At 64.2% G+C, this 21,704-nt stretch carries 20 protein-coding genes; 16 read left to right on the forward strand and 4 right to left on the reverse strand.

Features of this window, described 5'->3' with window-relative positions:
- The first annotated feature begins 130 nt into the window (after positions 1 to 130).
- The 6 genes from HNQ08_RS25865 to HNQ08_RS25890 all read left to right on the forward strand — a co-directional run bounded on the left by HNQ08_RS25865 (position 131) and on the right by HNQ08_RS25890 (position 3,603).
- Positions 131 to 397, forward strand: coding sequence for an acyl-CoA-binding protein (locus HNQ08_RS25865; RefSeq protein WP_184138119.1), 267 nt, complete (start codon positions 131 to 133; stop codon positions 395 to 397).
- 92 nt (positions 398 to 489) lie between these two features.
- On the forward strand, positions 490 to 1,269 hold the full coding sequence (locus HNQ08_RS25870) for an ImmA/IrrE family metallo-endopeptidase (RefSeq protein WP_184138151.1): 780 nt from the start codon (positions 490 to 492) through the stop codon (positions 1,267 to 1,269).
- A gap of 14 nt (positions 1,270 to 1,283) precedes the next feature.
- The gene (gene folP / locus HNQ08_RS25875; protein ID WP_425321377.1) at positions 1,284 to 2,135 is read left to right on the forward strand and encodes a dihydropteroate synthase; all 852 of its coding nucleotides are present in this window, start codon (positions 1,284 to 1,286) and stop codon (positions 2,133 to 2,135) included.
- A 28-nt stretch (positions 2,136 to 2,163) separates the two neighbouring features.
- The gene (folB, locus tag HNQ08_RS25880; RefSeq protein ID WP_184138121.1) at positions 2,164 to 2,526 is read left to right on the forward strand and encodes a dihydroneopterin aldolase; all 363 of its coding nucleotides are present in this window, start codon (positions 2,164 to 2,166) and stop codon (positions 2,524 to 2,526) included.
- A 5-nt stretch (positions 2,527 to 2,531) separates the two neighbouring features.
- Positions 2,532 to 3,041 (forward strand): 2-amino-4-hydroxy-6-hydroxymethyldihydropteridine diphosphokinase, encoded by a 510-nt coding sequence (folK, locus tag HNQ08_RS25885; RefSeq protein ID WP_184138155.1) that lies wholly within the window; start codon positions 2,532 to 2,534, stop codon positions 3,039 to 3,041.
- Positions 3,042 to 3,111: 70 nt separating this feature from the next.
- Entirely contained in the window at positions 3,112 to 3,603 is a 492-nt protein-coding gene (locus HNQ08_RS25890) for a hypothetical protein (RefSeq protein ID WP_229790305.1), read from the forward strand.
- Positions 3,604 to 3,699: 96 nt separating this feature from the next.
- Here HNQ08_RS25890 and HNQ08_RS25895 read toward each other — a convergent pair whose 3' ends face one another.
- A complete protein-coding gene (locus tag HNQ08_RS25895) occupies positions 3,700 to 4,014 on the reverse strand; it encodes a hypothetical protein (protein ID WP_184138125.1) in 315 nt (104 codons plus the stop codon).
- 56 nt (positions 4,015 to 4,070) lie between these two features.
- On the opposite strand from HNQ08_RS25895, the gene HNQ08_RS25900 reads away from it, so the two are divergent.
- From HNQ08_RS25900 to HNQ08_RS25910, 3 genes are read left to right on the forward strand one after another with little or no spacing between them, the layout of a single operon-like run.
- Positions 4,071 to 4,691 (forward strand): DUF4403 family protein, encoded by a 621-nt coding sequence (locus HNQ08_RS25900; RefSeq protein WP_184138127.1) that lies wholly within the window; start codon positions 4,071 to 4,073, stop codon positions 4,689 to 4,691.
- A gap of 9 nt (positions 4,692 to 4,700) precedes the next feature.
- Positions 4,701 to 5,303 (forward strand): NUDIX domain-containing protein, encoded by a 603-nt coding sequence (locus HNQ08_RS25905; protein ID WP_184138129.1) that lies wholly within the window; start codon positions 4,701 to 4,703, stop codon positions 5,301 to 5,303.
- Between the two features lie 9 nt (positions 5,304 to 5,312).
- Entirely contained in the window at positions 5,313 to 5,936 is a 624-nt protein-coding gene (locus tag HNQ08_RS25910; protein ID WP_184138131.1) for an IMPACT family protein, read from the forward strand.
- An 18-nt stretch (positions 5,937 to 5,954) separates the two neighbouring features.
- Here the strand turns inward: HNQ08_RS25910 and HNQ08_RS25915 are convergent, their stop codons facing one another.
- Together HNQ08_RS25915 and HNQ08_RS27760 are read right to left on the reverse strand one after the other, a co-directional pair.
- The gene (locus HNQ08_RS25915) at positions 5,955 to 7,445 is read right to left on the reverse strand and encodes a lipopolysaccharide biosynthesis protein (protein WP_184138133.1); all 1,491 of its coding nucleotides are present in this window, start codon (positions 7,443 to 7,445) and stop codon (positions 5,955 to 5,957) included.
- Positions 7,442 to 8,749, reverse strand: a complete 1,308-nt coding sequence (locus HNQ08_RS27760) for a glycosyltransferase (protein WP_184138135.1) — start codon at positions 8,747 to 8,749, stop codon at positions 7,442 to 7,444. The genes HNQ08_RS25915 and HNQ08_RS27760 overlap by 4 nt, the downstream gene beginning before the upstream one ends.
- Before the next feature lie 318 nt (positions 8,750 to 9,067).
- Between HNQ08_RS27760 and HNQ08_RS25925 the strand changes: the two genes are divergently transcribed.
- The 7 genes from HNQ08_RS25925 to HNQ08_RS25955 all read left to right on the forward strand — a co-directional run bounded on the left by HNQ08_RS25925 (position 9,068) and on the right by HNQ08_RS25955 (position 21,206).
- Positions 9,068 to 10,765: an asparagine synthase-related protein gene (locus HNQ08_RS25925; RefSeq protein WP_184138137.1), complete on the forward strand. Its 1,698-nt coding sequence runs from the start codon at positions 9,068 to 9,070 to the stop codon at positions 10,763 to 10,765.
- Between the two features lie 437 nt (positions 10,766 to 11,202).
- Positions 11,203 to 13,329, forward strand: a complete 2,127-nt coding sequence (locus HNQ08_RS25930) for an NPCBM/NEW2 domain-containing protein (protein WP_342355724.1) — start codon at positions 11,203 to 11,205, stop codon at positions 13,327 to 13,329.
- A gap of 241 nt (positions 13,330 to 13,570) precedes the next feature.
- Positions 13,571 to 15,040, forward strand: coding sequence for an NPCBM/NEW2 domain-containing protein (locus tag HNQ08_RS25935; protein ID WP_342355725.1), 1,470 nt, complete (start codon positions 13,571 to 13,573; stop codon positions 15,038 to 15,040).
- A gap of 94 nt (positions 15,041 to 15,134) precedes the next feature.
- A complete protein-coding gene (locus HNQ08_RS25940; protein WP_184138143.1) occupies positions 15,135 to 16,085 on the forward strand; it encodes a GumC domain-containing protein in 951 nt (316 codons plus the stop codon).
- 494 nt (positions 16,086 to 16,579) lie between these two features.
- Complete coding sequence (locus HNQ08_RS25945; RefSeq protein WP_229790309.1) at positions 16,580 to 17,983, forward strand: UDP-glucose dehydrogenase family protein; 1,404 nt, start codon at positions 16,580 to 16,582, stop codon at positions 17,981 to 17,983.
- Positions 17,980 to 18,984: a UDP-glucuronic acid decarboxylase family protein gene (locus HNQ08_RS25950; protein ID WP_184138145.1), complete on the forward strand. Its 1,005-nt coding sequence runs from the start codon at positions 17,980 to 17,982 to the stop codon at positions 18,982 to 18,984. The genes HNQ08_RS25945 and HNQ08_RS25950 overlap by 4 nt, the downstream gene beginning before the upstream one ends.
- Positions 18,981 to 21,206, forward strand: coding sequence for a glycosyltransferase (locus HNQ08_RS25955; RefSeq protein ID WP_184138147.1), 2,226 nt, complete (start codon positions 18,981 to 18,983; stop codon positions 21,204 to 21,206). The genes HNQ08_RS25950 and HNQ08_RS25955 overlap by 4 nt, the downstream gene beginning before the upstream one ends.
- A 177-nt stretch (positions 21,207 to 21,383) precedes the next feature.
- Here HNQ08_RS25955 and HNQ08_RS25960 read toward each other — a convergent pair.
- Positions 21,384 to 21,704, reverse strand: a 321-nt coding sequence (locus tag HNQ08_RS25960) for a hypothetical protein (RefSeq protein WP_184138149.1), incomplete at its 5' end; no start/stop codon positions are given.

Raw genomic sequence — 21,704 nt, forward strand, 5'->3', positions numbered from 1 at the left:
TCGCTCCGCACTGCTTGTTCTTCCCTCGCAAGAGGCTTTTCATCATCTGCCCTAGCGCCCCCAACTTTTGTTGGGGGCGCTTCTTTGGGTTGTTGGACGTCCGATACCGACGAGCGGGTAAACTCTGGACATGACCTCTGATCCTCAGACTGTTTTCGCCCAGGCGCAGCAGGACGTGCAAGCCCTTCCCAGGAAGCCTGGGAACGACGTGATGCTCAAGCTTTACGCGCTTTACAAACAGGGCAGCGCGGGTGATGCTGGATCCAATCGCCCGGGTGGCTTCGATTTCGTAGGCGCGGCCAAGTATGACGCGTGGAATGCCCTGCGTGGCAAGTCGCCAGAAGAGGCTCAGCGTGAGTACGTGGAACTGGTCAAGTCTCTTCAGGCCGGGAGCTGAAGTAAGCTGGGCGCGTGACGGATACTCCCGTTTCCGAACTCAGTCCCAGCGGGGCCGGCCCTCTCCCTGTGCTGACTCCTGCCAAAGCGCGGATGCGGCAACTGGCCGCCGATTACGCTCGCGGGTTGCCGGGACTGGACACCCACAGTCTGATGGCCGGACTGGACGGCGTGACCCTGACGTTCATGGCGATGGGGGACCGTGACGGCGCGTTCGATCCCGAACACCGGGTCATTTTGATTAACAGTCGGGTGCGTCCTGAGCGGCAGCGCTTCACGCTGGCCCATGAGATCGGTCATGCACTGCTGCTGGGTGATGATGATCTGCTAAGTGATCTGCACGATAACTTCGAGGGTGACCGGCTGGAAGAGGTGATTGAGACGTTGTGCAACGTCGCGGCGGCGGCCATCCTGATGCCCGAGGAGTTGACAGCTGAGCTGCTGGCCCGCTTCGGCCCCAGCGGACGCGCCCTGGCCGAGTTGAGCCGCCGCGCGGATGTGAGTGCCACCAGCGCCCTGTACACCCTGGCCGAGCGCACGGAGGCCCCAGTGATCTACGCCGTGTGTGCCGTGGCCCGCGTCGACCCCGAGGCCGGGGACCGTGACGATGAACACCCCACCGGCAAGGCCCTGACCGTCCGTGCCAGCAGCGGTGCGCCGGGAGTCAAATACAGCCTGCGTCCCGGCACACCCATTCCGGATGATCATCCGGTGGCGGTGGCGCTGGACACTCGTATTCCTATTGGCCAGGACAGCTACATTCCCTTCCGGTCCGGGCGCAAGATGCCCGCCTATGTGGACGTCTTTCCGGAACGAAACCGCGCGATGGTCAGTTTCGCCCTGGCCGTCAAGTCCGCGAAGGAAGATGTCTGAACTCTGCACATGGTTTGACCTTCGGTTTCCAGGTGCCGAGTGCTGAGCGCTACGGGGACGGCTGGCGGGTGTCCTGGACCGGAACGGCAGTGATGGGCATCCTGAACGTCACGCCGGATAGTTTCAGCGATGGAGGGCAGCATCTCGGCGTGCAGGCCGCCCTGGCCTCGGCCCGTGCAATGCGGGACGCTGGCGTGCTGATGGTAGATATTGGCGGCGAGAGCACCCGTCCCGGCGCGGACCCTGTGCCTGCCGATGTCGAGCTGGACCGGGTCCTCCCCGTCATCCGGGGGCTGGCGGGTGAGAATGTGTTGCTGAGCGTGGATACGCTCAAGCCCGAGGTGGCGCAGGCGGCGCTGCGGGCGGGGGCGCACGTGGTCAATGACGTGGGAGGTCTGCGCGATCCAGAGATGCAGCAGGTCTGCGCTGAGGCGGGAGCGCCTGCCTGCCTGATGCACATGCAGGGCGAGCCGCGGACCATGCAGGCCAACCCCCAGTACGACGACGTGGTGGCCGAGGTCTTCACCTTCCTGCGCGAACAGGCGGCGGTGGCGCGGTCAGCGGGCGTACCGGACGTGTTGCTCGATCCTGGGATCGGCTTCGGTAAGGCGCGGGCGCACAATCTGGCTTTGCTGCGGGCGCTCTCCCAGCTGACGGCTGGGCCGGACGGGGTGCTGGTGGGGGTCAGTCGCAAACGCCTGATCGACTATCTGGCGGATGTGCCGCGGGCGGCAGACCGCGATCCCGGCACGTTGGCGCTGCACTTACACGCGGCCCGCTGCGGCGCGGCGCTGGTGCGGGCGCACGCGGCGGCGGCGCATGTACAGGCGCTGCGGGTCCAGACGGCGCTAGACTCGCCCGAATGAGGCTGGCAGCGTTGAAGGAAAGTGGAGCATGAGCCGGGTGGTGCTTGAAGGGCTGGAATTTCATGCCCGGCACGGCGTTTACGATACCGAAGGCGTCTTGGGTGCGCGTTTCGTGGTGGACGCCGAGTTGCACTATGACTTTGCGGGTCTGCCCGACGAGTTGAGCGCCGCCGTCAATTACGCCGCCGTCTATAGCGCCATTCAGGAGGAGGTCACGGGCCAGCGCCACCAGCTGATTGAGGTGCTAACAGACCGTATTGCCCGCCGCATCCTGCAAGATCACCCCCGCCTGCTGCGCGTCACGGTGCGCGTCCACAAACCTTTTGCTCCGTTGCCCGGCGTCTTCCGCGACGTGTATGCCGAGCTGACGCTGGAGCAGCCTGCGCCTTGAGCGCTTTGCACGGTGCGGAGGACGCCTACATCGCCCTGGGCGCAAACCTGGGCCAGCCCCTGGAAACCCTGCGTTGGGCGGCGAGCCAGGTTGCGCGCTTGGGTGAATTACATGGTGTGTCGCAGCTTTACCGCACCACTCCTGTCGGTGGCCCCCCCAGACAGCCGGACTATCTGAACGCAGCGCTGTGGTTGCGAACGGACCTCCCACCGCTGGAGCTGCTGAGCGCCCTGCACGACATCGAGGCCCGCGCAGGCCGGGAGCGCCGGGAGCGCTGGGAGGCGCGGGTGCTGGACCTCGATCTGATCGTGTACGGCAACCGGGTGGAGGTTGGACCGTCACTCACACTGCCGCATCCGCGAGCCTGGGAGCGGGCCTTCGTTCTCGCGCCGCTGGCGGACCTGCAGTCGGTGATGGCCCACCCCCTAACGGGTGAAACGGTAGGGGAGGCGCTGGCGCGCGCAGACCAGTCGGGCTTGTGGGCCGAGCGTGCGGACTGGCTGCCAAGTTCATGAATCCTACTGTCTCGAATCTGGCCGACGCCCACCGTCTGCTGCTCCTACGGGCGCTATGCTACGGAGCGATATGAGCGAACTGACCTCCAACAAACGCCATGGCGGCGCAGGCCGCGCGCTGCTGTGGGTGGCCATCGTGCTGACCGTGGCCCTGCTGGGTTTCGTGACCGCCGTGGCCGTGCGCAGCAACCCGATCTACAGTGACCGTGACGCCAACGGCGTGAGCAAGTACCGGTTCATCGAGCAGTGCCGCGAACTGCTGGAAGACAGCGACAAGCTGACCGTGGGCGCACAGGGCCAGTCCATTCCGCTGAAAACGCTGGTGGAACAGAGCGCTCCCCTGGGCAAGGACGACGAGCTGCGCGCTGAGCTGGAAGCCGAGCCCGCCCAGATCATCCGGGCCACCGAGAACCTCGAGGGGGGCGGCTGGAGTCTGACCGCGCCCGCCACCATCGCCATCCACAACGGCAGCAGGACCCGCGCTCTGGGACAGCTGCCCATGCAGTGCACGCACGCCAAGGGCCAGCAAACGCAGGCACAGTTGCAACTGCCGGGGCAGTAAAACCCAGGATCTCAGCCCCTCTCCCCGCCGGAGAGGGCTTTTTTTATGTCCGACGTCCTCGAGACCGGAAGAGCCGATGCCCTGAGGCCATGCCGCTCACATCACCACGTCCAAACCGCTCAGGCATTCTTCAGCGATGGCGCGGGCCAGGGGATCGCGGGTGCTGCGGGCGTAACTGACCCCCAGGTGCAGGTGGTTCTGGCCGCCGGGGCTGCCCACCAGGGCCAGGGTCTGGTAGAAGGCCAGATGGGTGTGCGCCAGCAGCACGTCGCGGGTGCGCTTGGGCGGCAGGGTCCGCAGCAGGCTCAGGGCCTCCTGGTACGCCTCCAGCGCTTGCGACTGATCGCCTGCCACGGCCCACTCGCGCCCTAGTTGCAGAGACCGGGCCGCCGTGAGATACGCGCTTCGCATGGCGCAGAGTCTAGCGTGAGCACAGGGGACCCGGCATGCGCTATCCCTGAAGGCAAATGACCCCTGATCCACAGCCCGCCGCTCTGCTGACCCTGCCCCTTCGCCTGCCGTATTCGGAGCTGTCGCGACTGGGAACGGCCTGGGCGGCGGAGCAACTGTTCACGCTGCCGCTGCCGACAGCCCCCAGCCTGCGCGTGGCTGATCTGCAGTTCAGTGCTGCTGGAGCGCGCCTGAAGGCCACTGTGGCCGTGCAGAGCAGTGGGCTGCTGGGGCTGAGGGCCACCTTCGATCTGTCCGGAATACCCACCCTGGATCCGGCCGGGCAGGTCCTGGCTCTGGAGGACATCGCAGTGACCACCCACAGGGAAGGGCTGAGCGGACGCCTGATCGGCCTGCTGGCCGACGCCCGTGTAACCGCGTATCTGGCGCGGCTGGCCCGCGTGGACCTGGGCCCCCGCCTCTCGGAATTGCGGGCCCAGGCGCAGGCCCGCCTTCCCTTCTCGCCGTTGGAGGGAATTGAGGTGGGGGGCACGGTCACGCGACTGGCCGTAACCGATCTGGAGGTCAGTCCGGACGCCCTGCTGCTGACCGCCGTGACGGGCGGGGATCTGCGCGTCACATTGAAGGCTGATGGCCTGCTGGCCCCCGAAGGTCCGTCAGCGCGAAGCCTGCGCTAGCCTGATCCGATGAGCGATTCCACCTCGCCGGTCCACCCCAACTGGGCTACGTTGACCGAAGATGCCACCCAGCCCTGGGACACCCTGGACAGCCGACAGCTGGTGGACGGTTACCGCGTGGTGCTCGAAGACCGCGTGCGGGTGAAGCCGGGCGTGGAGACCTTATATCAGTACCGTCCGCGCGGTCCCCGCGCCGTGTTCATCCTGCCGGTCACGGCGGCGGGCGAGGCAGTCCTGATCCGTCAGTACCGCTATCCGCTGCGCGCCACCGTGACTGAAGTCGTCGCGGGCGGTGTGGAGCGCGGCGAGGCTCTGCTGGACGCTGCGGCGCGCGAACTGCTGGAGGAGGTGGGCGGGGTCAGCCAGGACTGGGTGCCGCTGCCCGGTTTTTACCCGCAGCCCAGCATCAGCGGGGTGGTCTTCTACGCTGCGCTGGCCCTGAACGTGACTCTGGGAGACACCCAGCATGAGGATACCGAGACCATCGAGCGTGTGGTGCTGCCCCTCCCGGAGGCGTACCGCATGTTGGAGGCCGGGGAGATTCAGGACGGTCCCAGCGGTCTGACGCTGTGGCACGCGCGCCGCCATCTGGTAGACCGCGGGCTGCTGTAAGGACAGTGAATGTCTGATCAGCCCTTACCTGAGTTGCCTGCCCCTTTTACCACCCTGGCCGGCGAACACCGCCACAGCGCCGTGGTGGAGAACAGCGAGTTCCTTGCCTTTGCCGCGCGGGCCGACACCCCACAGGAGGCGCTGGCCTATCTGGAGACGGTCCGGGCCCGCTACCCGGATGCCACCCACCACTGCTGGGCCTACCAGATCGGCCCCGAATACCGCTTCAACGACGACGGCGAACCGGGTGGCACGGCGGGCGCACCGATGCTGCGCGCCATCGGCGGGCAGGAGCTGGACCATGTGGTGACCGTGGTGGTGCGCTACTACGGCGGCGTCAAGCTGGGTACTGGGGGACTGGTGCGCGCCTACGGCGGGACGGCGGCGGAGTGCCTGCGAACTGCGCCCCGGCTGGAGATCCGTCCGCGCCAGCCGCTGCGGGTGCAGGCCCCCTTCCCACACCTTAGTGCTCTGTACCACCTGCTGGAGACTTTCGACGTGGCGCGCGGCGAGGAGGAGTACACCGTGTCAGGCGTGGAGATGACGCTGGGCGTGTACCCGGAGGAGGTGCAAGCGTTCGCGGCGGCCCTGGCGGACGCAACGCGCGGGGAGGCCAGGGTGGAGAGCCGCTGAGCGCTTTGTTCGCTGGGATTATTGCCCGCGCTGCCCGGTCACGCGGCGGAAGCGACTGCTCAGCGCGGGCACCGCGCGCAGGGCCATGGACTTGAGCTCGTTGGGCGGTCCCAGGTGGATGGCGACCATAAGGGCGACTGCGCCCACAAGCAGTTCAGTCAGGAAGAGTGCGGGCAGGGGCGTGCCCAGGCTCCGCAGGGGGACCACCACAACGTAGAACGCTGCGGCAGTGCCCAGGCCACTCAGCAGGCCCACCCCGTAAGACTGGAGAATTTCGCGCCCGCTGCCCACGATGGAGCGGGTCAGCAGTTCAAGACCCAGGTTTCGCAAAATCGTGCCGCCCAGCAGGACGCCCGCGATGGCCGCCACGCTGCCGCCCAGGCTGAAAACCGTCCAGAAGGCCAGTGCCAGGCCCACGGTGTACATAGCCTGAATTCTGAGCTTGACACTCAGGTTGGCGGTGGCCTCGGCCATCACTCCCGCCAGATTGCTGCTGGTCATGAAGGGCACGGCCACAGCAAAGATCTTGACCAGGATCACGGCGCCCACGAACTGTGATCCCATCAGCACGGCCACGACTTCTGGGGCGGCCACAAAGATGCCGCCCGCAACACAGGAAGTGACGATCAGCAGGGCCAGCAGGGCGGAGTGGTGCGCCCGGCGCAGCCGCTCGGGTTCGCTCTGGACGGCGCTGAATGAGGGAGCAAGCACCCGTGTCAGGCTTTTGGCGAAGCTCATGGCGGGGGTACCGACGGCTTTATAGCTCCGGCTATACAGGCCCAGCGCCGCACTGGGATACAGACGGGCCAGAATCAGGCTGTCCAGGTTGCTACTGATGAACTCCAGAAAATTGATCAGGCTGACGCGGGTCGCAAAAGCGTACAGTGTCCGGTAGGAGTCGGGCCGGAGGGTCAGGCGCAGGCTGTGGCGGGTGTAGGCATACAAAATGAGCATCTGAATCAGGGCCTGCGCAATCTGGCTGATCGCCAGGCTAAAGGCTCCGAAGCCCAGGGCCGCGGCTCCCAGCCCGAACAGGCCGTGGCCAACAACCAGTGACACCAGTTCGCCGATCACCAGGGGGCGGAATTTCAGCTGGCGGCGCAGCAGGCTTTGCGAGATGATCACCATGGCGGTCAGCAGATAGGCGGCGGCGTAGCCTCGAAAGACGGCCACCAGATCGGGCATGTTGAAATATCTGCCGGCCAGCGGGGCCAGCAGCCAAGCCGCCACTGTGGCCAGCAGCCCCAGACCCATGGAGGAAGTGAAGGCGGCCTGCACATCCTCGTCGCTCAATTCCGGTTTCTGAACCAGCGCCTGACCCACCCCCAGGTCGCCGATAAACTGCCCGAAACGCTGCAAGACCAGGGCGATGGCCACCACCCCAAATTCCGATGGGGTCAGCAAGCGCGACAGGATGGCCGTAAATACGAGGCCCAGGACCGTACCAATGGCCATGGACAGGTAGCTCCACTTCACGGCAGTAACGGTTCGACTCTTGAGATTGGTCACGGGTTTTCCTGGGTTCTCGGGATGGACCGAGAAGGTGCGGCAGCCCCACCCACCCACCGGGCTTCCTCCAGCACCTGAGCGTACAGGTCCGAATACATCTGGGCCTGTCGGCTGAAGGTGTACTGGGCCATCACTTTGTCCAGCGAGGCCTGCGCTAGGGCGCGGGGTTGGGGATGATCGAGCAAAAAGGCGATGCCAGCGGCCAGATCGGCCACGTCGTCATACCGGGCCAGATAGCCGTTAAGGCGGTGGTCCACGATATCGGCCGGCCCACTGTCATCAAAGCAGACCACCGGCGTGCCGCAGGCCATCGATTCCATGGCCACCTTGCCGAAAGCCTCTTCCAGCGAGGGCATCACGGTCAGGTCCGCGCCTGCGTACAGCGAGGCTAGCGCCTGGTCATCGTCCAGCGAACCGATGAAATGGGTCTTCAGGGGCATGGGCGGTGGAGTTCGCCCTTGCAGGGAGCCGAAGACCACCAGCGTCAACTCGTGGGCGTCGGGCCGCAGGGCCAGGATTTCGGCGGCGCGGCGCAGATGCGCGAAGCCCTTGCGGGTCTCGGTCAGCGGATACATGGCCCCGAACAGGATGACCCGCTGGTCTGCCGTCAGGCCCAGGGCGGCCAGCGGGCCGGGTACCGCGCGGGCCGCTTCACGGCCCAGAGGCCTGAACACTGCCGTATCCAGAGCGTTGGGAATCACCACCGTTCGGCGTCCGGCGAACAGCGAACTGCGCCGCGCCTGATCGGCCAGCCAGTGGCTGAGCGCCACCAGGGTCATCGGGAGGCGGTTCCAGGCCTGCGATTTACGGCGGTGTAACAGGCGGGAGTAATCATCCGGGCGCCTTGATCGTAGGGCCGGGCAGTGGCCGCATTCTCCTTCAAAGCGCGTGCACTCCTGCGTGTAGTGGCAGCCCCCGGTCATGGGCCACTGGTCGCGCAAGGTCCAGACCACCGGCGCGCGGACGCCCGCGAGGCTCTCAGGGCTCAGGAAGCCGTCCCCCACCCAGTGCAGATTGACCACATCGGGCCGCAGGGCGTTGATCTGCCGGTGAATGGGGAGATTCAGGACAGCGGGCGAGAAATACTGCGCCGGGCGCAGGCGTTCCCGTACCATACGTTCGGCCCGCCGCGCCAGGGCTGAGGCCATCGCGGGGCGGTATTCTGTGACCTTTGGATCGTCACTGACCTTGCGCTGCACCAGCATGGCCGAGTCAAGGTCGGCGTCCAGCGCGCGGTGCAGCCAGAAGGCCCCGCGCGCAGCGCCGCCGCCGCCATCGCTGGTGCTCAGGTGAAGAACCTTCATCTTGTGCGCCCGTGGCGCGATCGGGCAGGGCTGCAAGGGACCATCATCTGCGCCGACCATAATCCTGCGTGCGTTACCCGAAAGTAAACCTGCCAGGGCGCACGACGCTGCTCACTCTGTCCACAAGCGTGAACTTTCTCAGGCCAGCAACTCAAGTTGGGCAAAGGCGACTGCGGTACCGTGTCGCCGTGACCGTTCGCCGGGAATCGGTCTGGCCACGCCCTGCTCGTTACAGTCGGCACAATTCGCGCAGCATCTCAGCTCTGTTGTCTGCGGCTGCTGTTGCCACCAAGCTCTTCCTCGTACAGGAGACTCCACTTGCGACAAAACTTCAGCGCCGTTCTCGCTGCTCGCGCTGCCCACTCTGGCCCTGAAGTGCTGACCGCTGGTCCCTGGCACATCACGTTGGATGCTGCGCCCGCCAGCGTCCACCGTCAGGAGGGGCTGACCGCCGTTCTCAAAGGTCAGCTGTATGACCTCGATCTCGCTGATCTGCTGCGTCTGTACCGCCAGCATGGACCGAACTTTCCCCGCTTCTTCGACGGCTCTTTTTCGCTATTGATTCTGGACGAGGCCCTTGGCACTGTGCTGGCAGTCACGGACCGGATGGGCAGCCACAAGCTCTACGCTGCCCACGACGGCGAACGTGTCACCCTGTCCACCTTGCCGGATCATCCGGACTTTGTGCGGCGCCCCTACCATCCTGCTGCCCTGGCCAGCCTGCTGACCAGCGGCGCGGTCCTGAATGACCTATCTCTCTATCAAGGGGTACAGAGTCTGACGGCTGCCCATCTGCACGACATCCGGCCTGGGGGCATCCGCAGCCAGCCGTACTGGCAGCTCCTGCCCCCCGAGGGACTGGATACGCGCGCCGAGCCGGAACTGCGTGAGGAATGCGCTGAACTGCTCCAGCGCGCGGTGCGTCGCCGGGTAGAACGGTTGCGGGGACCAGTTCACCTGTCGCTGAGTGGCGGCTACGATTCGCGCGGGCTGCTGAGCCTGCTGGCGGCGACGGGACGAGAGGTGCGAACCTTCTCTTATTACCAGGGCACACGAAGGGCAGACGGAGACGCCACGGTGGCCGACGCATTGGCGGCGCAGTACGGCGCCCGACACGAGCATGTGCAGGCCTATGGCGGCGATCTCCTCGCCACGCTCCGCCGTAACGCCATCTGGGGGCATGGCATGACCAAGTTCTGCGATGAGGTGGATGCCTGGCAGACGCTGGCCGCCCAGAACGTGAGCGACGTCTTTGTGGGCGACGTGGTGCATGCCGTCCATCACCTGCCTTTGCCGGATATGGCCGAGCAATTTGCCCGGTGGGAGATCTCTCCTTTTGCCAGTCTGGGCAAACTGGCGACGGCTTTTGCCCCGACGGCTTGCCGCGCGCTGGAGACCGCCTGGACTGCTGAAATCGACCAGATGTCGGACGGGATCGCCCGCTACGGGAATCCCCGACAGCAGGAATACCTGCTCCGTTCACAGCAGCGCGTGACCCATGTCCTGTTGCCGTGGCGGGAACGGTTCACGGGGCACGCTGCGGCGGTTCACATGCCGTACCTTGACGGGGCGATTCTGGAGTTCATTCACCGCCTGCCGCCCACCATGCTGGCAGGCAAACGGTTGGTGAACGGGGCTCTGCAGCGGCTGGATTCCGACATCTACCGGGTGCCCCTGGCGAGATCGTCCGGCTACGTGACTGACTGGCACTCTGAATTGATCCGGCACCGCGAGGCGATCAGGGAAGAATTGCTCTGCGGTTCCAGCCAGCTGGACGAGCTGATCGAGCCGCAGGCCATTGAGGCTGTACTGGACAGCCTGAGCGCACAGGAGAGCGTGCGTTCCAGACGAATGGCGCAGGTGCGGCGGACGCTGGGCACCATCCGCCGCAGCAGGGCTGGGCAGAAAATTCTTGGGCGGGCCCGTGTCAAGCACCAGCGCGTCAGCCCCGCTATCTGGCTGTTGCGGGTGTTGACGCTGCGCGTGGCAGATCTTGAAAGGCAACGGCGGTCCTGAAGTTTCTGGCGATGCCAGCCCGTTTCCGGGTAGTGGATTCGCTCACTCCTTCGCCCTGATGACAAGTGGGGCATGGCCAACTTCATGAGCCTATCTACTTGAAAGCGTCTGCGCTGTCTGGAACTGGCCATCACCCCCGTCAAGGCCAAGGGCTGTTCATGTCCGAGTCTGTAGTCTGTAAAGCGGTGGGCTGATGTGGACTGGGACTGCATTTGAAGGACTGAGAACCAAGTGGGCAGCCAAACTTGTCCGTTCGGCAAATACACGAAACGTTTACGCCCTGCCCAGCACTCTAAGTCCGAATGGGCCGCGCCAAAGCTGACCGTTCCGAGTGGGCGGGTCAAGCGCTGAACGGTGAAAAAGAAACATCCAGTCTGTGGGACACGGGGCATGGTGAACAGACAAACTGGAGCGCAGAAGAGGAGAGGGGGAGAAACGTGAAGAGGGAAACCATAACCAGAGAAACGAAGGGCAGATGGATCAGGGGAACGGCGCTGGTGCTGCTGACCGGACTGCTGATCGGCTGCGGACCGTCCGATCCGCCCAACTCCGAACCCATAGATCCAGAGCCGAATCCGTATGCGGGGGGTGTGACGCATCCCTGGACGGGCACCGATCAGTCGGGCAACAAGCCGATCAAGAGTGGCGAGAATTTCCTGTCCGATCTGGGTTACACCTCGGCCCGCAATGTCTGGGGTCCCATTGAGCTGGACCGCAGCAACGGCAACGAGAAGGCTGGAGACGGTCAGGCCCTCAAGATCGGCACCCAGAGCTTCACCAAGGGGATCGGGGTTCACGCCAACAGTGAACTGACCTACGCCCTGAATGACAGTTGCTCGACATTCAGCGCCACCGTGGGCATCGACGCGGAGGTGGGCGCGAAGGGCAGCGTCATCTTCCAGGTGTTTGGGGACGGCAAGCAGCTGTTCGACAGCGGCAAGCTGACGGGCACGAGTGCGGCGAAGCCGTTCTCGGTGTCGGTTGCTGGCGTGAATGAGCTGAAGCTGGTGGTCACGGACGCCGGAGACGGCATCGAGTACGATCACGCCGACTGGGCCAACGCCAAACTGACCTGTCAGCTGAGCCAGGTGGCGCTGGAGAGCCGGGACGGTGGTCCCTTCGCGGACCGCATGGTGTTCAACCGTATCGGATCGCTGGCCAGCCCACCCCCCAACGGCGTGCATGACCGCGCCACCGTGCGTGTCAAGAACACCGGCAGTAGTCCTCTGAGGGTCACCGATCTGCCCATTACGGGTCCCTGGCAACTAGATCCCAAACCCACCTTTCCGGTGACCATCGCTCCGGGAGGCTTTCTAGATGTCCGGCTCCGGTTCGTCGCGCAGAGTCTCAGTGCACAGGGCGGCAAGTTTCATACGGGCACGGTGAATGTGGTCACCAATGCCCAGACGGCGGCTGGCCAGACCATCCAACTTGCCGGGCTGTGGCAGAGCGAGTCCGAGAACAACCAGGAACCGTATCTGGAAGACATTGTTCAGACGGCCTTCGGCTTCAAGACTGCATTCGCGCCGAGCAAGAACAACAATGCCTCGAACGGCATCAATCAGAAGGGCAAGGTCACCCCGCAGGGTGACGAGGTAATTGCCCCGTACTGGCAGCGCGCCGATTCCAGCAAGCCTGTGGCCGTTCAGCAACTGGCCGCCTACCACACCCAGGGGGACCGCGCGGTGTTGCGCTGGTTTACCAAGGGAATCACCGATAGCAATACCATTCTGGCCCAGAAAGGCGTTGACGCGCAGTCGGTCCTGCCGCGTAAGGACGGCTCGGAAGAGCTGGCGGCAGCCACCTTCACGCCATCGGCCCAGACTTTCGGGTTCAGGGTGGACAGTGAGTCCAGTGACCCGGTGCTGAACAACCAGACCAAGGACCGCAACAACGGCTGCGTTGATCCCTGCGGCCAGCATGTCCGTTTCTTCAAGGCAAAGGACCAGAGCGGCCAGATCATGCCTGACACCTATCTGCTGATCATGGATTACTCGGGCATCAATTACGACTACAACGACAACATTTACCTGGTCAGCAACCTGAAGCCTGCGCCCATCCTGATCAACGTCGGTCTGGCGGGCAATGGGGTCAACACCACCGATCCCGCGGGCAACGTTTGGGTCTCGGACCGAGATCGCAATGGCTACGCGCTGTTCACGCCCACCACGGCCAAGAACGAGCCGGACAGCGGTCCAAACGCGAGCCTTGACATCCTCAAGACCGATTTTGACGCGCTGTACCGCAGTTACCGGGGCAATGTGGGGAGTGTCCCCCAGGCGGAGAGGCAGATCAGCTTCAACATTCCACTGGAAAACGGCCCGCACACGCTCAAGCTGCATTTCGCAGATCTGGCGCACACTGTAGCTGACAAACGCATCTTTGACGTCACCGTCGAGGGACAGAAGGTGCTGTCTAACCTGGACATTGTCAAGGAAGCGGGCGGCGGCAACACGGCGCTGGTTAAGACGCTGACCCCGAACGTGACCGGCGGAGTGCTGAACCTGAATCTGAGCGCCTCGGTGGATTATCCTTCCATTGCAGGCATCGAGATCCTGCGCTGAGGGCTGCCGAGATCGAACGGAATCTGTTGGGTCAGTTGCGGACGCTCAGGCGCGTTGATCCGATTATGCTCGCAACGTCGGGAACAGGAGGGGGAGAGAAGCGATGAGATCAGCAGCAGCGAAGAGAACAGGACTTAAGGAGCTGGGCGTCATCCTGCTGGGGATGGGGCTACTGATCGGCTGCTCGCCATCGGGCTCCCCCGAACCCATAGATCCAGAGCCGAATCCGTATGCGGGGGGTGTGACGCATCCCTGGACGGGCACCGATCAGTCGGGCAACAAGCCGATCAAGAGTGGCGAGAATTTCCTGTCCGATCTGGGTTACACCTCGGCCCGCAATGTCTGGGGTCCCATTGAGCTGGACCGCAGCAACGGCAACGAGAAGGCTGGAGACGGTCAGGCCCTCAAGATCGGCACCCAGAGCTTCACCAAGGGGATCGGGGTTCACGCCAACAGTGAACTGACCTACGCCCTGAATGACAGTTGCTCGACATTCAGCGCCACCGTGGGCATCGACGCGGAGGTGGGCGCGAAGGGCAGCGTCATCTTCCAGGTGTTTGGGGACGGCAAGCAGCTGTTCGACAGCGGCAAGCTGACGGGCACGAGTGCGGCGAAGCCGTTCTCGGTGTCGGTTGCTGGCGTGAATGAGCTGAAGCTGGTGGTCACGGACGCCGGAGACGGCATCGAGTACGATCACGCCGACTGGGCCAACGCCAAACTGAGTTGCGAAGTCACCGATGCTACGCCGCCGGACCCGCCACCTGCCAAGCCTACCAATACCTACCAGTACACAGGCATCGCAGCCCAGCCGAACACGGTGGCGGAGGCGCAGGGCAGGGCGGTGGGCGGCAAGCTGTACGTGTTCGGCGGCTTCGACAGCCGAAAGAGCTGCTGCACCCCCACTGACCGTGCCCAAGGGTACGATCCAGCCACCAATGTCTGGACGCCGCTGAGCCCCATGCCAGAGAGAGGTGCAACTCACGCGGGCATGGCCACCGATGGCAAGGACATCTATTACGCGGGCGGTTATGTCGCCAATGCTGCTTGGACCGGTCAGATTTTCGGTACGAGGGCGGTCTGGAAGTATAATGTGGCGCAGGACACCTACACCCGGTTGCCCGATCTGCCTGTGCTCAGCGCTGCCGGGCAGCTGGAGTATCTGGCGGGAAAGCTGCACTATTTCGGTGGAACCAATGCTGCCCGGAACCTTGACCTTAAGACCCACTACGTGCTGGACCTGACCACAGGCGGCGCAACATGGACTCCAGCCGCGCCCCTGTTGGAGGCTCGCAACCACTTGGGCTCAGCAGTGCTGGACGGACTGATATATGCCATCGGCGGCCAGACTGGGCACGATGCCCAGCTGAAGACGCTGAACACTATCGAAGCCTACGATCCGGCCACGGACCGCTGGGAGCCGCGTGCCTCAATGCTCAAAGCACTCAGCCATACCACCAACTCCACTTTCGTGCTGAACGGACGCATCGTGGTGGTGGGAGGCGAGACCGCCCACGATCAGCCCACCGACATGGTCGCCGCCTACGATCCGCGCAGCAACTCCTGGACCCTCCTGACCTCCCTGCCCGAGCGGCGGGTGTCGGGCGTCGCGGCTCCCCTGGGCAACGGCTTCGTCTTCACTGGTGGCAACTTGCCTGGCGGTGGGGGAACGAAGGCCGACGGCTGGCGGGCCAATCCGGTCTCCACCCCCTGAATCTCTCCACTTTGCGTTTCGGTCTGCTCAAATCCGTCCCCATCTTTTAACGGCCCCTGAACTACACAAACTTCGCCCTCGAAAAGGAATACACATGATGCAAAGCCCCCCACCCCGTCCCGATGTCGCCCACCGTGATCTTGAATTTCCGCAGGTGACCCGTCTGTTGCGCCGCGCCGCCATTCCGGTCCTGGGGGTCACGGTGCTGGCGGGGGTGGGCGCTTACCTGCTGTCGGGCATGCAGCCCAAGGTCTACCAGGCCACCAGCACCCTGTTCACCGAGCAGACCGGTGGCAGCAACGCCCTGGCCGACAGTCTACTGCGACCCTCGCCGTTGCCGCGCGGCGGACTGGAACAGGCCCTGCACAGCCCAGCTGTAGTCAAACTGGTGATCAACCGGCTGCGGGCCTCCGACATCGCACCAGCGACGATTGCCAAGGTGCAGCGTGAGTTGCAGGCCGAACTGAGCACTGGCAACTTCAGCAAGCTGAAAGTGACCCTTGACCCGAACAGCCCGAGCAACAGCAACACCGGCTTCGTTTATATCCTGAGCGCCCGCGCCAATACCCCTGAGCTGGCCCGCGTATTGGCCAATTCCAGCGTCGCGGCGCTGCAATTGTGGGACATCCAGCGTGCCCAGCGTCGTTCGGAACAGGCCCGCGCGGCCCTGAAGCTCCAGCTTGATGTGCTGGACCGCACCGCTCAGACAGGCGGCCTCAGCACCGACGATGTCAACCGGCAGGCCCGGGCTTCCATCACGCGCGATCTGGCCGTGATCGGTGCCTCCCGCCAGAGCGTGGCGGGAACACTGGACGTGATTGCCGAAGCAGTCGATCCTGCCAAACCTGTTACCCCCCGTCCCCTGCGGACAGCTGCGCTGGCTTCCTTGCTCACCCTGTTATTTGCTGGCGGCGGCGCGGTCCTACTGGGCAGCCGTCGCACGTTGGTGGCTGGTGAGGAAGAAGCGCCTGAAGACGCCTCGGCCCTATACCGCCGCGAGGCCGCCGAGGCCCGCAACGTCACCTCCACCGTGCCGCAACGTTAGATCCAGATTTCCAAGAGGGGGGCGCTGATGACACGTGTCGTCAGTGCCCCCCTCTTTCGACTCAGATCACGTCCTGTTATGTCGGCAGTTTTATGCAGTGCAGGCCTCGCGAATTACATGTGTCTATCAACATGATTTCTTCATGAAGTTTGAGTGGAGTAATTTGTTGTAATCCGAAAGGACCACCAGAAGGTCACAGGAGTCGATCAAATCGCCGTTTTTACAAAAATTCGCTGCTTTGCCAGGTGCCTGATGCTGCTTTACAATCGCAAGAGACGTCTGGGTCATTTACCTATTGTTAGCGCTTGATTGGTTAACTTTACGGAGTAAGAATTGCCCTTCCGTCCTGGCCTTATCCTGAGCACCAATGAAGACGACAGTGACAAGATGCAGGATCTGCTCTGCCAAACTGCTCCTCTGCCGATTCCTGCCCCTGTCTTCTCGCGCCCTATTCTGATTGCCGCCTGCTCCCAACCCTCCGAGGAGAACTGAACATGCCACACACCCCTTCCCTGCACGCTCCCATGAAAGTCGTCGTCGTGGGCACAGGCTATGTCGGCCTGGGCACCGCCGCCTTGCTTGCCTATTTCGGTCACCAGGTCACGGGCCTGGACATCGATCAGGGCAAGGTAGACATGCTCCGGCGCGGCGAACTCCCGATCTACGAACCGGGACTGGGCGAACTGATGGCAGAGTGCGGGGACCGGTTGCAGTGGACCACCGATTACGCAGCGGCCATCCCGGGTGCGGACGTGATCTTTATCTGCGTGGGCACCCCGCCCTTGCCCAGCGGGCAACCGGACCTGCGGTATCTGGCAGCGGCGGCGCAGGATGTGGCGCGGCACCTGAATGGCAAAATGCAGGTGGTGGTCAACAAGAGCACAGTGCCAGTGGGAACAGGCGACTGGGTGGCGCGGATCATCGAGGAGTACGCCCCGGATTACAAGGAACACCAGTACAACGTGGTGAGCAACCCTGAGTTCCTGCGCGAGGGTACAGCACTGTTTGACAGCCTGTATCCGGACCGACTGGTGCTGGGCGGTAACGACGGCGCAGGCGTTGCGCGGCTACTGGAACTGTATGCTCCGTTGATTGAACAGGATTTCCAGGCCCCGGCGCACGTCCCCCGGCCCGAGGGATACACCCGCCCGGAAGTGGTGGCCACTAGCCTGAGCAGCGCCGAGATGATCAAGTACGCCGCCAACGCTTTCTTAGCCCTCAAGATCAGCTTTGCCAACGAGATCGCCGGGCTGTGTGAGCGGGTAGACGCCGACATCGAGGAGGTCGCGCGCGGGATCGGCAGCGACGCGCGCATCGGGCGGCAGTTTCTATCAGCAGGGGCGGGCTGGGGCGGATCCTGCTTTGGCAAGGACACCTCGGCGCTGATCAGCACCGGCGAGGAGTACGGCTACGACATGCCAATTCTGCGTGCCGCCGTCGCAGTCAACCAGGGCCAGCGGCAGCTGGTCATCGCCAAGCTGCAAAAGCACCTGCACCGTCTGCAGGGCAAGCGTGTCGCGGTGCTGGGTATGGCTTTTAAACCCAACACCGACGATCTGCGCGACGCCCCAGCCCACGACGCCATCGCCCGTCTGAACGAACTGGGCGCGACGGTGGTGGCGCATGATCCAGTGGCCATGCCGCGCGCTCGGCGCGAGTGGGGTCACCTAAACTACACCGAGGCCGAATCCGCTGAGCATGCCCTGATCGGCGCGGACGCCGTGATTCTCATGACCGAATGGAAGCAGTACACCGAGATGGAATGGAACGGGGCGGTGCGGACCATGCGTCAGCCGCTGGTGATCGATACGCGCAATGCGCTGCGGTGCGCGCTGTCTACCGGGACCCTGGAGCAGATCGGGCGGCGCGGTCAGACCCCGGCTCCGGTTCTGGGATGAGGATTCTCCTGACCGGCAGCGCCGGGTTTGTCGGTAGCCACCTGACCGAACGCCTGCTCGCGGACGGCCATATCGTAATTGGCGTCGACAACTACATCAGCGGGCAGCCCAGCAACACCGCGCTGTTTGAGGTTCACCCGAACTTCAAATTCATTCAGGCCGACGTCAGCGACGGTATTCCGTACAAGGCCGCTACGTTCGACGGTCAAAAGTTGGATTACGTGCTGCATTTCGCCAGTCCGGCCAGCCCACCGCATTATCAGCAGTTTCCCATCGAAACCCTGATGGTCGGTGCGCAGGGCACACAGCACGCGCTGGAGCTGGCCCATGCGCATGGGGCACCGTTCCTGCTGGCCTCGACCTCCGAGGTCTATGGTGACCCGCAGGTTCATCCACAGACCGAGGACTACTGGGGCCACGTTAATCCCAACGGCCTTCGCAGCTGCTACGACGAGGCCAAGCGCTACGCCGAGGCCATCACTTTTGCGTATCACCGTCATCATGGGGTTGATACCCGTGTCATCCGCATCTTCAACACCTACGGGCCGCGTATGCGCCCGGATGACGGGCGGGTTGTCACCAACCTGATCGTGCAGGCACTGGCTGGCCAGCCGCTGACCGTCTACGGCGACGGTCAGCAGACCCGCAGCTTCCAGTACGTGACTGATCTGGTGGACGGCATTGTGGCCTTGATGAGCATCAAGGAGTCGGAAGACGTTCATGCGCCAGTCAATCTGGGCAACCCCGACGAGTACACCATTCTTCAGTTCGCACAGGTCATTCGTGAGTTGATCGACCCGACACTGGAGATCATTCATGAGCCGTTGCCTGCCGACGATCCCCGCCAGCGCAGACCGGATATCTCCCGCGCCCGCGAGCTGCTGGGCTGGGCCCCAGGGGTGGATTTGCACACTGGTCTGATGCGCACGGTGGAAAGCTTCCGCGCATCTAGGTCCGCAGCCCCCGTAAGTGCTGAACGGACGCCTGTCGCCGCAGAATGACGTCGCCATTTGAAACGGCCAGCGCGGCCAATTCGCTGGCCACCCTGCCTTTTGTTTCGGTGGTCACGCCCACCCGTGGGCGGGCAGATCTGCTGCTGTCGCGGGCGCTGAGCTCCGCCCTGGCCCAGACCTTGCGAAACATCGAGATCATCGTGGTGGTGGATGGCCCCGATCCCGCCACCGAGGCTGCCCTGTCCACCATTCAGGACTCGCGGCTGCGCGTTATCACGTTGCCCCATCCGGTGGGCGGCGCAGAGGCCCGCAACGTTGGGGTGCGGGCGGCGCGCGCGGAGTGGATCGCGCTGCTCGACGACGACGACGAGTGGCTGCCCCATAAGCTGGAAGCGCAACGGCAGCTGGCTCAGGCCTCAGGGGGCCGTCCCATCGTGGCTTGCCACTGGATCATGCGGACCCCGCGCGGCGACACGGCCCAGCCCCCGCGTCTGCCGGACCCGCATGAACCCCTGAGTGAGTACATGTTGGCCCGGCGTACCGCGCTGGAACGGACCTGTGGTCTGGTCAGCACTCTCCTTCTCACCTCTCGGCAATTGCTGCTCGACGTGCCGTTTACCCCTGGGTTGCCCAAACATCAGGACTGGGACTGGCTGCTGCGCGCCGCCAGGCTCCCGGACGTGCATGTGGTCTTCGTGCCGGAAATCTCGGCCATCTGGTACTACGAGGAGCCGCGCCCCTCGGTCAGCACGAATCTGGACTGGCGGGGCTCTCTGCGCTGGGCGCGCCGGCTGTGGGCGCGGGGCATTATGACTCGGCGGGCCTTCGTGGGTTTTCTCAACTCGCATATCGTGCCTGCCGCGCAGCATGTCGGAGACCGCCGGGCGTCCCTCACATTGCTACCGCTGTTGCTGGCCGCCCGGCCCCGGCCCTTCGAACTGGGGCTGTTTGTTGCTAATTCGGTCGTGCCCACCGAGGTCCGTCGCCAGGGCCGCGCTCGACTGGAGCGCCTGCTTGGACGCGCACGGGGTGGGGGGAGTCAGACCCAAACACATCAGGAGCGTCCTGTGGCGCTTCAGGGCCAGACCCAGCAAATCAAGACCGTGGCACTGATTGATCCACTGTCCGGCGGGCACCACGGCAGTTACGCCGCCACGCTGGCGCAGGAACTGATAAGCCGGGGCGTCAGGGTTCACCTGATCGGCCCCGCCGCGTTTGTCGAGGAGGTCTGCCGGACGGTGCCGCAGGTTACTGGACACATTCTGTCGCTGTTTCCCGGAAGCGGGCCAGACAGCGGTCCGGCATATTACCGGCTGGGCCGACTGGCGAGGGACCGCGTGAATCTGCGGTTTCTGCGCGCCGCACTGCGGAAGGCAGAGGAAGTGGGGGCAGAGACGGCGCACCTGCTGTGGCTCGACAGTTTTGTTCTGCCGCTCCTGGCCGCGCTCATTCTGCGACTGAACCGACCGCCCGCCTTGCGGGCCACGCTGCACTGGGCCTACTTCCTGCAGGAGTTTCAGGGCGGCCGGTTCAGTCAGCCCGTCCACCGTCTGCTGTTGCGGGCGCTCGGGGCGCTGGGCGTGCGTGTCATGATGCACTCCGCGGCGCTGACGCGGGGCATTCGAACCGGATTGTTGGACGCCGTGCCCTACCCTACCGCGCTGCCGCAGGTCGCGCCTGAACAGCATCAACAGGTCAGGCAGGCTGTGCGCCAGCAGCTGAACATTGCCCCTGAAGCGATGGTTCTGCTGGCCTTCGGCGGGACCCGGCACGATAAGGGGAGTGACCTGGCGCTGGAGGCCCTGGCGCTGCTGCCACCCCATATCCACCTGCTGGTGGTCGGCCCCACACGTGCCTTTGATGCCGACGCGTTGCGGGAAAGGGGAGACCGACTGGGGATCACCGACCGGCTGCACCTGCGTCTGGAACATGTACCCGATGAGGAAGTCGAGGGCTTTTTTCTGGCGTCCGATGCCTGCCTGTTGCCGTATCGACGTAATTTCGCCGGCCAGAGTGGGCCGTTGCTAATCGCGGCGTCCCTGGGTCTGCCGGTGCTGGCCGCCGAAGTGGGCGTGTTGGCCGAGACGGTAAAGACTTATCGCCTGGGTGAACTGTTCCTCCCGGAAGACCCGGTGGCACTGGCCCGCTGTGTGCTGGAGTTTGACGCCGTAGCCTTTGATCCCCACACGGTTCGTTTCCAGCAGGAACACACCCCGCAGGCCTTCGCGGATGCCGTGTTGCTCAGCTATGGGGGTAAGGCAAACAGCTAGAGCCTCTCCTGCAAAACTGGTGCTCGGCTTCTGGCCTCTGCGTAAGGCAGAGGCACTTTTGCTTTGTACGTTCAATGCAATGGCGTGTGGCCAGAAGTGCCTGGCCTATAGTCAGAGGGAAGCATGAGAAAGCCCCTTCCATTCTGGAAGGGGCTTTTCCGAGTGAGGAGGGGAGAATCAGCGTGGGCCAGTGACCATTCCCGCAGCTCGGGCGCGGCCTTCCCAGGCGGTGATGGCCTGGGCCAGCAGTTGCGGATCGACGGCGCGTTTCTGATCCTGGACGCGGGTGTTGTTGCGTTCCACCCCGGCATTGACCGACCAGTCCCAGCGGGAGTTGGGATTGCTGCTGCTCGGCACCGTCCAGCCCACCGTGTTGCCCTCGGCCACCACTGTGCTGGTGTCGTTGGGCGTCGAGCAGTAGTTGCGCAGGTAGAAGCCCGCGTCGCTGTCGGCGTCCAGCAGCGTGCCATCACTCAGTTTGCCCAGCGCCAGGATGGT

Origin of the sequence: Deinococcus humi (genome assembly GCF_014201875.1) — a bacterium.
In the GTDB taxonomy this organism is placed as follows: domain Bacteria; phylum Deinococcota; class Deinococci; order Deinococcales; family Deinococcaceae; genus Deinococcus; species Deinococcus humi.